The sequence below is a fragment of the Pseudomonas sp. 18175 genome, from assembly GCF_050432925.1.
Lineage (GTDB): Bacteria > Pseudomonadota > Gammaproteobacteria > Pseudomonadales > Pseudomonadaceae > Aquipseudomonas.
Genome location: NZ_JBKFTO010000002.1, coordinates 175,738 through 189,503, shown reverse-complemented (window position 1 = coordinate 189,503; position 13,766 = coordinate 175,738). Strand labels below are relative to the sequence as shown.

General features: G+C 59.7%; 11 protein-coding genes. 1 reads left to right on the top strand and 10 read right to left on the bottom strand.

Annotation, left to right across the window (positions count from 1 at the left end; all coding sequences use genetic code 11):
- Positions 1 to 16: 16 nt before the first annotated feature.
- From ACLD1Y_RS03875 to ACLD1Y_RS03840, 8 genes are all read right to left on the bottom strand, one after another.
- Positions 17 to 1,447, bottom strand: coding sequence for a polyurethane esterase (locus tag ACLD1Y_RS03875; RefSeq protein ID WP_429475627.1), 1,431 nt, complete (start codon positions 1,445 to 1,447; stop codon positions 17 to 19).
- Between the two features lie 41 nt (positions 1,448 to 1,488).
- Complete coding sequence (locus ACLD1Y_RS03870; protein WP_429475625.1) at positions 1,489 to 2,826, bottom strand: TolC family outer membrane protein; 1,338 nt, start codon at positions 2,824 to 2,826, stop codon at positions 1,489 to 1,491.
- Between the two features lie 2 nt (positions 2,827 to 2,828).
- Complete coding sequence (locus ACLD1Y_RS03865; RefSeq protein ID WP_429475623.1) at positions 2,829 to 4,121, bottom strand: HlyD family type I secretion periplasmic adaptor subunit; 1,293 nt, start codon at positions 4,119 to 4,121, stop codon at positions 2,829 to 2,831.
- On the bottom strand, positions 4,118 to 5,818 hold the full coding sequence (locus ACLD1Y_RS03860) for a type I secretion system permease/ATPase (protein WP_429475621.1): 1,701 nt from the start codon (positions 5,816 to 5,818) through the stop codon (positions 4,118 to 4,120). The genes ACLD1Y_RS03865 and ACLD1Y_RS03860 overlap by 4 nt, the downstream gene beginning before the upstream one ends.
- Before the next feature lie 94 nt (positions 5,819 to 5,912).
- Entirely contained in the window at positions 5,913 to 6,281 is a 369-nt protein-coding gene (locus ACLD1Y_RS03855) for a protease inhibitor Inh/omp19 family protein (RefSeq protein ID WP_429475619.1), read from the bottom strand.
- A 50-nt stretch (positions 6,282 to 6,331) separates the two neighbouring features.
- On the bottom strand, positions 6,332 to 7,765 hold the full coding sequence (locus ACLD1Y_RS03850; RefSeq protein ID WP_429475617.1) for a serralysin family metalloprotease: 1,434 nt from the start codon (positions 7,763 to 7,765) through the stop codon (positions 6,332 to 6,334).
- Positions 7,766 to 8,129: 364 nt separating this feature from the next.
- Complete coding sequence (locus tag ACLD1Y_RS03845) at positions 8,130 to 9,233, bottom strand: P1 family peptidase (protein ID WP_429475615.1); 1,104 nt, start codon at positions 9,231 to 9,233, stop codon at positions 8,130 to 8,132.
- 9 nt (positions 9,234 to 9,242) lie between these two features.
- Entirely contained in the window at positions 9,243 to 10,607 is a 1,365-nt protein-coding gene (locus ACLD1Y_RS03840; RefSeq protein ID WP_429475613.1) for an APC family permease, read from the bottom strand.
- A gap of 199 nt (positions 10,608 to 10,806) precedes the next feature.
- Here ACLD1Y_RS03840 and ACLD1Y_RS03835 point away from each other — a divergent pair, with 199 nt between their 5' ends.
- On the top strand, positions 10,807 to 11,592 hold the full coding sequence (locus ACLD1Y_RS03835; protein WP_429475611.1) for a response regulator transcription factor: 786 nt from the start codon (positions 10,807 to 10,809) through the stop codon (positions 11,590 to 11,592).
- Between the two features lie 684 nt (positions 11,593 to 12,276).
- Here the strand turns inward: ACLD1Y_RS03835 and ACLD1Y_RS03830 are convergent.
- Both ACLD1Y_RS03830 and ACLD1Y_RS03825 read right to left on the bottom strand, forming a co-directional pair.
- Complete coding sequence (locus ACLD1Y_RS03830; protein ID WP_135290542.1) at positions 12,277 to 13,356, bottom strand: polyamine ABC transporter substrate-binding protein; 1,080 nt, start codon at positions 13,354 to 13,356, stop codon at positions 12,277 to 12,279.
- A gap of 60 nt (positions 13,357 to 13,416) precedes the next feature.
- Positions 13,417 to 13,758 (bottom strand): cupin domain-containing protein, encoded by a 342-nt coding sequence (locus tag ACLD1Y_RS03825; RefSeq protein ID WP_429475609.1) that lies wholly within the window; start codon positions 13,756 to 13,758, stop codon positions 13,417 to 13,419.
- Positions 13,759 to 13,766: the final 8 nt, after the last annotated feature.

The window sequence follows — 13,766 nt, the reverse complement described above, 5'->3', positions numbered from 1 at the left end:
GCTTAGCGCTTAGCGGTCAGCTGATCACCACACCTTCGGCCCACAGGCCGCCGTGGCCGACGCCCACCAAGGTGACCGAGTCGGCGCCAAACGTAAGTACCGTGTCTGCGCCGACCACTTTGGCGTGGTCACGCAGGTCGGTGCTGCCGTCTGCCTCCTTGAACACCAGTGTGTCGGTGGGCTGGTAGCCGATGATGCGGTCGTTGCCAAAATGGCCGCTGAACACAAAGGTGTTGTGGCCGCTGTTGTCGCGGATCGTGTCATTGCCTTTGCCGCCCTCGATAAGGTCCACACCCTTGCCGCCCTGGATCAGGTCGTTGCCGTCGCTGCCGATGATGAAGGTATTGCCCTTGTGGGGCTCGGCGTTGCGATTCAGGTCCTGCACCCAGGTGGTGGCGCGTGCCGGGTCGGACAGGTTGGCGACGATCACCGTGGAGTCGCGAGTCATCTGCTCGTAGAAACCTGATTCAACGATCCGCGTCAGGCCGTCGCCGTAGCCGGTGGGCAAATGGGTGACCCAGGTCGGCAGGTTGGCGATGGAAAACGGCAGTACATTCCACAACGTCGAGGCGTAATGGTCGTTGAAGCTGACGATATTGTCGGTGGTCGATTCATGGGGTTTGTCGTGTACGCCCAAGGACGTCAGGTTGAAGGATGAACCGTCCAGCGCGCGGAATACCGGGTCGTTTTCATAACCGATGTTAAGCACTTTGTCGCCGGTACTCTGGGTGGGCGAGGCATAAGCGACGTAGTTGGCGTCCTTGTAGAATCCCGACCACTTGTCGTTGCTCAGATCGGCCATGCTATTGACCGCCAGGCCGCCCAGGCTATGGCCGCTGACCACCACGTCTTTGCCATCGAGGCCATGAGCGATGGCATAGTCGGCAACCGTTTTGAGCAATCCGCCAAACGCTTCGCCGGCATAGTTCTTTGCATAATCCTTAGGCCCCAGTGCCGCCAGCAGGTCGCTGACCAAGTCGCCGATGGAGTCGCTGATCAGGCTTTCCCTCGGCCCGGAGGTGCCGCGAAAACCGAGGCCGATCTCCAGCAGTTTCCCCGCTTCATCGTATTTGCCCAGCACCTCCACTTGCGCCGTGGTGTAGCCAGCCTTTTCACCAAAAAACGTGCCCCGCGCATCGACCTTGCCGCCATAACCCAAGGCGCTGGCGCTGATCGGTGTCCAACCGGCCTTTTGCACGGCATCCAGGGCTGCTTTTTCCGAATCCGGGTTCCAGGGGACGCCCGGTATCACGCCTTGGGAGTCAGTGCTACCCAGCAGCGCCCCTACCAGCGTCGCCGGTAAGCCCAGCCCCAGGCCATTGTGTTGGTAGCCCACGGCAAAGCCGTTATCCAGGTTGTGATAGCTGTACAACGTGATTGCCATGGCATCGGCAAACAACGCTTTGGAGCCCTCGCTGCCGAGGTTTTTATAGTCGAAGATTCCCATGGTAGTGCCTCTCTTTTTATTGGATGTGCCGAACTAGCGAATCAACGGGGTGCGGGCCCAAACGCTTCATCGACTTTGGCCAAGTCGGTATCGCGCAGGTTGCCGGCGTAGTAGTGCAATTTGGTCCAGGCCATCAAGTAGTCATAACGCGCCTGTGCCAGGTCGCGACGGGTGCTGTAGAGCTGCTGCTCGGCGTTGAGCGCATCCAGGTTGACCCGCTCGCCACCCAGGATGCTTTGCCGGGTCGACACCACCAGCGCTTCGGCCGATGCCAGTGCCTTTTGATACGCACGTAACTTGCTCACCCCTGACAGGCATGCGCTGAACTGGCGACGCAGTTCGATCAGGGTTTCGCGGGTCTTGCCCTCCAACTCATATTCAGCCTGTTCCATTGCGCGGCTGGCCTGGCGGGTGGAGGCCGAGATACCACCACCGGCGTACAGCGGCAGGCTGACTTCGACGCCGATAGTGTTAGTGTCGTAGCGCTGGTTGTAGGTGTTGCCGCTGTCGGATTCCTGCTGGCGCGAGCTGGCATAGGCCGTGACCTTGGGCAGATGCCCGGCGCGGTTGCGTTCCACTTCATAACGGGCCACCTCCAGGGCCTGGCGTTGGGAGGCCAGGGTGGGGTTGTTGCTGATCGCCAGCTCATGCCAGGTGTCGTAATTGGCCGGGGTCAAGGTGAACGCAGCGAAGCCTTGGTTCAGCGGCGCCAGGTCGTGGATGTCGACGCTTGGCACGCCGATCAATGCGCCCAACTCCCTCAACGACGCATCCTGCTCGTCCAGTGCCTGGATCTCTTCGGCCGTGGCCAGTTCGTAACGCGACTCCGCTTCGAGAATATCGGTGCGGGTGCCCTCGCCCTGTTGGAACAGATGTTGGTTCTGCTGGAACTGTTGTTCGAAGGCCTTCTTTTTGGCGCGGGCGATGTCGATCTGGTCCTGGGCGAACAACGCTTGGGTGTAGTAAGTCAGCACCCGCACTAGCAATGCCTGGCTCTTGTCGCGAAAGCTTTCATCGGCAAACAGTGCCTGGGCCACGCCCTTGCGGTAGTTGGCATAGGCCTCGTAGTCGAACAGCGGCTGTTGCAGGCTGAAAGTGGAACCGTAACTGTTGTAGTTACGGTCGTCGTGATAACTGCCGCCACGCCCATCGGGCAAGGTGGCCTGGGAATTGTTGCGGCCCTTGTTGTAGTTGTAGGACAGCTTGGGCAGCAGCCCAGCGCGGCCGATGGCGCGGTTTTCCAGGCCGGCATCGCGCTCTTTGATGGCGCCAAGGAACACTGGGTCATTCCGCAGCGCTTGCTCGTACACATCGAACGGGCCCATGGCGGCCTGGGCATTGGCACAGCTCAACAGGAAGGCAATAAACACAGGTCTCATGTTCATTCCTCGGTCAACGCAGAGCCGGCACGATCCAGCAGCGGTTTGAATAGGTAATTGAGCAGCGAGCGCTCGCCGGTGCGCACAAACATCTCGGCTGGCATACCGGGCTTGATCACCAGGCCGTGGAGTTTTTCCAAGGCGGCTTCGCTGACGGTGGTGCGCAGCACGTAGTACGGCGCGCCGGTTTTGTCATCGAGCATCTGGTCGGCAGAAACCAGGCTCACCTGCCCCGGTACCCGTGGCGTGCGGCTCTGGTTGAAAGCCGTGAACAGAATGTCCACCGGCAACTGGGTACCGACCTTGTCCACCAAATGCACCGGTAAATGCCCTTCCACTTCCAGGCGCGTGCCCTGGGGCACGATCTCCAGCAACGTCTCACCCGCACGCACCACCGCACCCTCGGTGTGCACGTTGAGGTTGACTGCAATGCCATCCGCCGGGGCGATGATTTCACTGTGCTGCAAGTCAAAACCGGCAGAGGTCAGTTGCTGCTCCAGGGTCAGGCTGCGCAACTGTGCATCGGCCAACTGGCCGCGCACTTCTTTTTGATACTCCTCGCTGTGCTGCTGCAATTTAAGCCGCGATTCGAGAATGCCTTGCTCTACCCGGCCGCTTTCGCCGCTGTTCTGCGCCAGGTCTTGTTGCACCTGGGACAACTGGCGTTGGTACTCCATCAACCGGTTTCGCGGGATGTAGCCGTTGTCGGCCAAGGGTTGCAGGTTGCTCAGTTGATCACGCAGGGATTGGGCCTGGGCCGTCAGGTCACTGCGGGCGCGACGCATGCCGCCCAGTTGCGCGGTGGCGCCGTCGATATTGGCGCGAATCCCGGCCTGCTCGCGGGCAAAGGCCTCGCGGCGGCTGCTGAACAGTTGGCGCTGACCCTCAAGCACCAACGCCAATGCAGGGTCAGGATCGGCGCTCAACGCGGCCGGAAACGTGACACGGCTGAGGTTGTCACGCTCGCTCTGCCAGCGCGCCACACTGGCCCAGGCCATGCGGTATTGGGCTTGCAGCGACTGCACGTCAGCCTGGTGCTGGGTCTGGTCGAGGCGGAACAGCGGTTGGCCTTGCCTGACGGTTTCGCCCTCCTTCACCAAAATTCGACTGACCACGCCAGGGCTGAGGGTCTGCACTGCCTTGCGCTTGCCCGACACCACCACCGTGCCTTGCACCGGAATGCCTTGGTCCAAAGGCGCCAAACTGGCCCACAGGAAAAAACCGCCGGCACCGACCACGGTCAGCAGCCAGCCCATGCGCGCAAAAAAACGCGCATCGTGTTGTTCATGGATCATGCGGGCATCCTTGCTTGAGGCGGTTGTTCGCGCTGCCCGGACAACGCCCGCAACACGTCCTGGCTAGGTCCGAAGGCCTGTAGATGGCCGTCGTTGAGCACCATCAACTTGTCGGCCTGGGCCAATGCCGCCGAACGATGGGTGACCAGCACCACCGTGCTGCCCTGGGTTTTCATCTGCACGATGGCACTGGCCAACGCGGCTTCACCGACGGTGTCGAGGTTGGAGTTGGGTTCGTCCAGCACGATCAGGCGCGGGCCGCCGTACAGCGCACGCGCCAGGGCCACCCGCTGCTTCTGGCCGCCGGACAGGCCTGCGCCGTTGTCGCCCAATACGGTGTCGTAGCCCTGGGGCAAACGCAGTATCAGCTCATGCACCCCGGCTTGTTGCGCGGCCTTCACCACTTGCTCCGGGTCGGCTTCGCGAAAGCGCGCAATGTTGTCGGCGATGCTGCCACTGAACAGTTCGATGTCCTGGGGCAGGTAGCCGATGTGCGGGCCGAGGTCGTCGCGGTCCCAGCGATGAATGTCCGCACCGTCCAGGCGCACAGTGCCGGACAACGTCGGCCATACGCCCACCAGCACGCGGGCCAGGGTCGATTTGCCGGAGCCCGAGGCGCCGAGTACGCCCAGCACTTCACCGGCGCCGAGGTTGAAACTGACGTGGTGCAAGGTCGCCACACGCCGCCCCGGCGGGCCCGCGCTGACCTGCTCGAAACTGACCTGGCCATTCGGCGCCGGCAATTTCATCTGTTCGACTTCCGGCGGGAATTCGCGCAACAAATCGTCAAGCCGCTGGTAGGCCAGCTTCGCCGAACTCCACTGCTTCCACACGGCAATCAACTGGTCGATGGGGCTCAGCACACGGCCCATCAGGATGGAACCGGCAATCATCATCCCCGCCGTCATATCGCCCTTGATCACCAAGAACGCCCCAAGCCCCAGCACCAAGGATTGCAAACAAAGGCGCAGGGATTTGCTCAGGGCGGTGACCACCGAACCAGTGTCACTGGCCTGGTTCTGCAACCCGAGGAACTGCGAATGCACGGCAAACCAGCGTTTACGCAGCGCGCCCAGCATGCCCATCGCCTGGATGGTCTCGGCGTTGTGCAGGTGGCTGGTGGCGAGCTGGGTGGATTGCTGGGAATAACCGCTGGCTTCACCCAGGGGCTTTTTGGTCAGGTATTGGTTGAGGCACGCCAGACCGATCAACAGCGCGGCACCGGCGGTGGCGAGCACGCCCAGCCATACGTTGAACAGGAAGATCACCAGCAAGTAGATGGGAAACCACGGCGCATCAAAAAACGCGAACAGCGCAGGCCCGGTGATGAATTGACGGATATGGGTCAGGTCGCCCAGGGATTGCCCGGCATGCCCCTGGCCTCGCTGCAAGTTGCGCTCGAACGCGGCCTTGTACACGCGTAAATTGAAGCGCTGTTCCAATCGGCTGCCGATACGGATCACGATAAAACTGCGGATTACTTCCAACGTACCGATAAACGCAAAGAAACCCACGACCATCAACGTCAACATCACCAGGGTGGTTTCATTCTGGGAGGACAGTACACGGTCATACACTTGCAGCATGTAAATAGAGGGCACCAGCATCAATAGGTTAATCAGCGCGGTAAAACAACCGACACTGATCAAGATGCTCGTGTATTCACCCAGCGCTTTGAATAACGGCGGCCTGGCCATAGTATTCGATCTTCCTTGAACCCAATCACATGCAATAGTGGTCCGCACCCCGAATAAGGGGCGGCCAACTAAACAATCAAGTTATAACGAGCAACTAAGGTGCGCGTTGCAATATCACGGCAGCACCGGACGGCGTACGCCCCAGATACTCACCGTTTTTCTGACGATTGAGGTGAGTGATACCGGTGCCTTCGGCATTCATTAACCAGATGCCGTCCGGCGTCGGTGACCAGCTCAGGGGTTTGTCCCCCAGCCATTGAGCGGCACAGGCCACATCGCCACCCAGGGCGTTGGCTTGCTCCAACAGGTCCAGGGCACAGACCTGATCCTGCTGGTGCAACTGCCAATGCCCGGCCAGTTGGGCACTGGTGGGTAAAACAAGACTGCTCGCCATCACGTGGGCTCCTGCCGACACGAACATCACCTGCAACACGCAGGCGATCAAGTTGGGAAAACGTTGCATCCTCAAACTCCATCCCTGAAGCGCGGCGCCGAAACGCCGCGCTTTTTACATCACGCCACGATGTCGCTGGCCGCTGCCTGGCCAACGGTAGTGACGAGGAAATCCGCCACGCCGTGGCCGGAGAAGTCTACCGCCAAGGTGCCCAGGTTGGTGCCTGCGGCGTAGGTGAGTACCGCGTCGCCGGCATGCCCGGTGAAGGCATTGACGAAGGTCAGCCCCGCGCCTTTGGTGATGCCAGACAAGTCGATCTTGTCCGAACCCGAGGTAAAGTCAAAGATCTTGTCCGACGCCCCAGGCTTGGAGTCGGAGCTGGCACCGAACACAAAGGTATCGTTGCCCGCACCGCCCCACAGTTGGTCGGCACCGCCACCGCCGTAGATGATGTCGTTGCCGGCACCACCCTTGATCACGTTGGCCGCATTGTTGCCGATGATCAGGTCATTACCGGCGCCGCCGAAGGCGTTCTCGATGGTCACGCCCTTGGCGATGGACACGTTGCCCACCAGGCCGCCCACATCGGAGAACGAGGCTTCATTGAGGTTGATTTTCTGGTTCTGGGTAAAGCCGGAGAAGTCCAGGGTGTCGTTGCCACCACCGTCCCACACCGAGAACACCAGCTTGTCGGCATTCGAGGTGGCGCTGAGGAAATCACGCCCGGTGTTGGAGTTGAAGCCGTAGGTGGTGTCGCCGGCGCGGGTGTTGTAGTTGGCGCCGTAGAGCTTCTGGATCGCGGCGATGTCATCGATCAGCGGGCCGGAGGCGTAGGCTTCGACGCCGCCTTTGCTGAAGTTCTGGTTGGTGTTGCTCTCGCTCCAGTAGCTCATCAGGCTGTAGCCGCGCGTGTCCTGTCCATAGGTCGCGTCGTTGTAGGTCGGGTTGCCATTCCCGGCGTTGTAGTCGCCAGGGTGAGCCAGGCCCAGGGTGTGGCCGATTTCGTGGGTCAAGGTCTGCCGGCCGTAGTTATTCAGGTCCGGGGTCTTGTTCGGCGTGTAGCTGTTGTTGGTCAGGTACCACGACGTGCCGTCGTAGCCTGCGCCGGTACCGGGCAGGTATGCGAAGGCCGCTGCGCCGTCCTGGCCGCTGCTGTAGTTGCCGAAGGTCATGTGGCCGTCACCGCCGGTGGCTTTCTCGGTGAAGGTGACATTGGCCACGTCCGCCCAGGATTGCATGGCCAATACGGCCTGTGCTTTCTGTTGGGCGTTGAACTGGCTGAAGCCCGAGATGCCATGTTTGTTCATGGTGCTCGATGAGGCCGACGTCAGGAAGGTGTAGGTCAGGTCGATCTTGCCGTTGCCGTCAAAGTCCCGGTACGCGGCGCCGTCGCGCAGCAACTGGGTAGCTGCCTGGTCAACGGTATAGGAGGGTTTGCCATTGATCGTGAGGTTGCCGCCACGGTCATACAGATGGCTGAAGCTATCGATTTGCGAGTAAGCGGTGCTGGCTTGCGCCGCCGACACGATAGCCTGGTCTTTTACTTTTGACATAAACGTACTTCCTTGTTTGCAAGTGCATCAGTCTTTGATCGATAGGAACCCCGCTGGCGAGATCGTCCTATCACTCGCCTCTTTTGAAGGCGTAAGAAAACTGACACAACTTGAAATCTTTCGTCTACATCTTTCCAAAGCGCAAAATTGACCCACCAACTACTGATCTAAGTGTGGCGCCGTATTTGTTGGTCGGGCCGGATTTTGTCTGACAAAAAACACCGCTACTTATTTAAATATTAAATAGCGGTAATGCTGCTCAACTAGCGCCGCACATCTTATTAATGGATCCAATCTAATGCCACCGTGTCATTGGCAACATTAAACAGCCACTATCTTAACTAATAAGTTGAGTTGCCCCCTATTACCGGGACAACCCCCAACCACTCTTGTGCAATGCCTGCAACAGCGCTTCGCTGTTCAGGGCAGGCACTTGCACGCCGTCGTCGGTGCTCATGTGCTCGCCGGCCAGGATCGCATTGATGATCGCCTCCTCGACCGCCTCCGCCGCGGCGCTGAACAGCGGGGAGATATGGTCGTTGTTGACCATCTGCAATGCACTGCTGAACGGCAGCCCTTTGCGACCATAGTCCGCGGGCGGCAAATCCTGGTTGCCGGTGGCAAAGGCCAGGAATAGATCGCCGCTGGAGTCTTCGGTGCCGCCGCCGGTGCGTGCAATGCCGATGGACGCACGTTGCGCCAGCCGCTTGCACTGATGCGGCAGCAGCGGCGCGTCGGTGGCGATGATCACCACGATGGAGCCCATGCCTGGTGTACCGCGCTCGGCGAACGGCGATGGAATGTCCATGAGCTGGCGGCCCACGGGGTAGCCATCCACCCGCAGCTCTTGGCGCTTGCCGTGGTTGGCCTGCACCAGCACACCCACCGTCCAACCACCCTGCTGCGCTGACAACCGCCGCGACGCCGTGCCAATGCCGCCTTTGAACTCGTGGCAGATCATCCCGGTGCCACCGCCCACCGCGCCCTCCTGCACCGGCCCGGATTCGGCACTGTCCAGGGCCTCACGCACATGTTCAGGCCCCACGTGCTGACCCCAGATATCGTTCAGCAGGCCATCGTAGGTTTCCATCACCACCGGCATGCACCAATACACCGACGGGTCCGCCAAGCGCTCGCGTTCCAGGGCAATCAAGGTGTCACGCACAATGCCGATGCTATGGGTGTTGGTGATGGCCATGGGCGTGGTGAGCAACCCCGCTTCGCTGATCCACTCAAGCCCGGTGGCATCGCCGTTGCCATTGAGTACGTGGTAGCCGGCAAAGCACGGCTGCTGCCGCGCCTCCCCGGCACGCGGCTGGATCACGCTGACGCCGGTGCGCACCTGCTTGCCGTTGATACGGGTGTTGAGGGTGCTATGACCGACCCGCACCCCCGGCACATCGGTGATGGCGTTTAATTCACCGGGCGTGCCCAGCCCCAACGTGATACCCAATTGACGTGCGCGCATAACCACTCCTTACAACTTCTGGAAGACCGGACTCGACCGGCCACTGATGCAATAAAAAATCACTGACACCGCCAGCAAGCCGACGATGATCATGATGTCCCGCATCGACGCTGCCGCCACCAGGGTAGCCAACAGGTAACCCGCCCCCAGCACCGCCAGCAACGCGGGCAGCGGCCACAACGGCATGCGATACGGATGCTCTCGGTCACGCAGCAGCACCCGGCTCATCAACGCACTCAGCGCCACCACCAGGTACACCAGAATGATCAGCAACACGCTGAACGAGGTGAGGTCCGCCAGGTTGGAGCTGAAACTCAGCAGCGCCGAAGGGATTGCCAGGAATAACGTGGCCAGCCACGGCGAATCCCAGCGCGGATGAATGCGCGTGAACAGCTTGTTGATGCTCGGCGTCCACAGCGCATCGCGGCCGCTGCTGAACACCACCCGGCCAATCTGGATCACGATGGCCACGATGGCGTTGAACACCGACAGGAAGATCCCCGCGCTGACCAGGCGTGACAGGGTTTCATTGCCATGGCTGGTGAGCAGGTAGCCAATGGGGTCGGGGCTGGCGATCATCTCGGCGAGGGACGGCGCGCCGATCAACAGCGCGGTGATCGGCACCAACTCGATGATCACCACCAGGCCCAGCGACCACAGCACCGCCTTGTGCACGCCCTTGCCGCCGCATTTCATGTCTTCGGCCAGCAGCACCGCCGGGCCGTAGCCGTTGTAGGAAAACAAGCCGATACCCACCGCACCCATCACCAAAGCCCAAGGCGCCAGGTGCAACACACCGTTTTCGACAATTTGCGGCTCGAACAACACGCTGGCCGGCTGCACCGGATTACCGAAGCCCAGGTACACGATCACCAGCAATGCCGCCACTTCCAACACCAGGCAAGTGCCGGTGATCCAGGCATTGAGTTTGATATTGAGGATACCCAGGCCGTAGCTGCACACCACGATGGCCAGGGCGACGGTTTGGGAGTCGAATTTTGTGCCGAGGGCGTTGTTCAGGTAAGTCGCCGCACCCGTCGCTAAAACCGGCGGGATGAATAACAACATCACCAGCACCGTCAAGAACGTCGCATAGCCGGCCATGCCGCCAAATACACGCTTGGCGTACACATATTCACCGCCGGCACTGTTGTGGGCGCGGCCCAGTTCGGCGTAGCAAAACGCGAACATCAGGGCCAGTAAACCGGCGATGACAAACGCCAGGAACACACCGCTGCCGGCCTGCTGGATGGCAAACGGGGCGATCACAAACACGGAACTGGCCGGGGTCACCGCCGACACGGTAATGGCCACTACATCGAAGACGCTCAGGGTGGGTTTCAATACGCCGTCGGGCGTGGGGGAAGCACTCATATCGTTATCCTCTGTCGTTGTTCTTGGTGTGAGGCAGAAACGAAAAATGACGATTTTCCGGGATATGCTTCCCGTTGAATGATGCCGACGGTAACTGTGTGGCGCTCGTCAGCCAATTCCCCTATTGGCGTACTCCCCTTGACGCCACCCTGCAAAAGCCGAACCCTTGGCCGATCTTTTACTGGCAGGAGCCCGACACATGAGCCTGTTCCGCGAAGTCGGCATGCACGCCAGCCTGGGCCGCACCGTGGCGCATATCGGCACCGAGCGGTTCTGGAAGCAGTTGGTACTGTTGCTGCACCAATGCCTGCCATTCGATAACGCCCTGGCGATTTTCTACCCGCTGGAGGGCCCGCCCCAGGCCCTGGAAGAATACGACGCCCAGCCCAGCAGCAAACCCGCCTCAATGCTGGTGTATCTGAATGGGTTGTACCTGCTGGACCCGTTTTTCCAGGCCTGTCGCGAGGGTTACGTGAGCGGCGTGTACCGCCTGGAAGAAGTGGCGCCGGACCATTTTCGCCAGAGCGAGTACTTCCTCAACTACTTTCACGACAACGTGCTGGAGGACGAACTCCAGTTCATCCTGCAATTGCCGGGTGCGGGCACGTTGTCGCTATCGCTGGGCATGCAAAGGCGGTTCAGCTTTGATGAGAGCGGGTTGATGACCACTTTGGGGGCTTGGGTGCTGCCGCTGATGCAGCAGCACTGGCAGCAAAGCAGCCAGCGCTCACCGGCCATGGACACACAGATAAGGGATGCGTTGAGTCATTTTGGCTGTGGCGTGCTGTCGGACCGCGAGCTGGAAGTGGCGCGGTTGGTGCTGCGCGGGTTTTCGTCCAAGGCCATGGCCGAACGCCTGAACATTTCGCCGGACACGGTGAAGGTGCACCGGCGGCATCTGTACGCGAAGCTGGATATTTCGTCACAGCCGGAGCTGTTTTCGTTGTTTATCCAGTCGTTGGGGTATGAGCCCTCGCAAGGCTAAACATCAATGCCCATCCTTTATTGATGACTGGCTCTCGATGATCAGGTTGCAATCAATCCGTCTCCCGTTGGCTGAGAGAAAAGTCACCCCGGTAAGGCTTAGCAAACCGTTGCCTCCCCTGCTGAACAAGACGGAGCCTTCCACTGCCGGCTCAGCGCCGCCCCCTCCGGGAGGTGTGTAATCCATTCCCTGAAGATTGCCTTTTCCCAAAACGTATAGCCCAGAGGGTGTACCGTCTACGAGTCGCACTCGCAGAGCCTGCCAATTGTCATCGACACCTTGGTGTCCGACACAAAGCTCTTCACCAAATTGCAGGTGATAGCTGACCGTACTTGATTGAACATGCCTGACGTGGCCTCCAGGATCGGTTATTGCACCGGCCCATGATCCTTTAACGTTGGCAGTGTTGAGGGCGTCCTCATTCATACCTCACCTCTGACTATGTGTTGAAACGTCGAGTCGATAGAGTAGGAGGAAAATCCAATAAAAAAACCTGTCAGAAGTGACAGTCTAAAAAGTCGCTAGTTTATAGCCGACGTCGCTCAGCATGTGCACGCGAAGCTTCAAACTTCGTCACGTGTGGGAGCGGGCTTGCTCGCGAATGCGATGTGTCAGTCGCCGAAAATATTGAATGATCGACCGCATTCGCGAGCAAGCCCGCTCCCACAGGGATGTGCGTCGTACTTATTTACCGGTACGAATGGTGTTCCACACCCGCGTACGAATCCGGTCGATATTCAGCGGCATCGCTTCCAGGGCAAACAATTTGCCCATCATTTCTTCGCTCGGATAAATCTTGGTATCCGCCTTGATCTCAGGGTCTACCAGGCTGTCCGCCGCGCTGTTGCCGTTGGCGTAGTGCACGGAGTTGGTGATGTCGGCCATCACCTTGGGTTCCAGCAGGTAGTTCATGAACGCATAACCGGCCTTTTCATCCGGGGCATCAGCGGGCATGGCCACCATGTCAAACCAGATGGCAGCGCCTTCCTTGGGGATCTGGTAGCCGATCTTCACGCCGTTCTTGGCTTCCTTGGCGCGGCTTTCGGCCTGCAATACGTCGCCGGAGAAGCCCACCGCCACGCAGATGTCGCCATTGGCCAGGTCGCCGGTGTATTTCGAGGAGTGGAAGTACGCCACGTAAGGCCGCACTTTCATCAGCAGCGCTTCGGCTTTCTTGTAGTCCTCAGGCTTTTTGCTGTGGGGCGGCAAGCCGAGGTAATTCAGCGCAATCGGCAACAATTCCGGGCCGTTGTCCAGGATTGCCACGCCACATTTGCTGAGCTTCTCCATGTACTCGGGCTTGAAGATCAAGTCCCACGAATCCACCGGCGCGTTATCCCCCAGCACCGCCTTGACCTTGTCGATGTTGTAGCCAATGCCGGTGCTGCCCCACAGGTACGGGAAGCCATGGGCGTTACCCGGGTCGTTGTTTTCCAGAGCCTTGAGCAGCACTGGGTTGAGGTTCTTCCAATTGGGTAGCTGGCTTTTGTCGAGCTTCTTCAAGGCGCCGCCCTGGATCTGTCGTGCCATAAAATGGTTGGACGGAAACACCACGTCGTACCCCGAGTTGCCCGTCATCAGCTTGCCATCGAGGGTTTCGTTGCTGTCGTACACGTCGTAGCTGAAGCCGATGCCGGTCTGCTTCTGGAAGTTTTTCGTGGTATCCGGCGCAATGTAGCTGGACCAGTTGTAGATCTTCACCGTTTCGGCGGCCTGGCTGATAGAGGCCACCAACATCAAGGGCAACAGGGCAATGGCTTTCATGGTTCGATTTCCTGGCGGTTTTAGGGCTGTTCTTATGGCAGGCGATCAAGGATCAAAGCGTTACAGAATCAATACGTAGGTCTTGCGCACGGTTTCCTGGATATCCCAGATGCCGGTGCTGTTGGCCGGCAACATCAGTGCATCGCCGGCTTCTATGTGGACGATTTCACCGGTGTCAGGGGTGAAGGTGCAGCGGCCCTGGATAAAGTGGCAAAACTCCTGGGATTTGATCTGGCGACGCCAACGGCCTGGGGTGCACTCCCAGATACCGGTCTCGACGCCATCGGTACGCTCCACGCTTAACGTCGAGGCCACAGCAATGGGTTCGCCCAGGGGCACGGCCACGGGGGACGAGTCCGGCAGGTGGGTATTCAGCGCGTCTTTGAATTGAGTGATGCTCATGGGTTTTC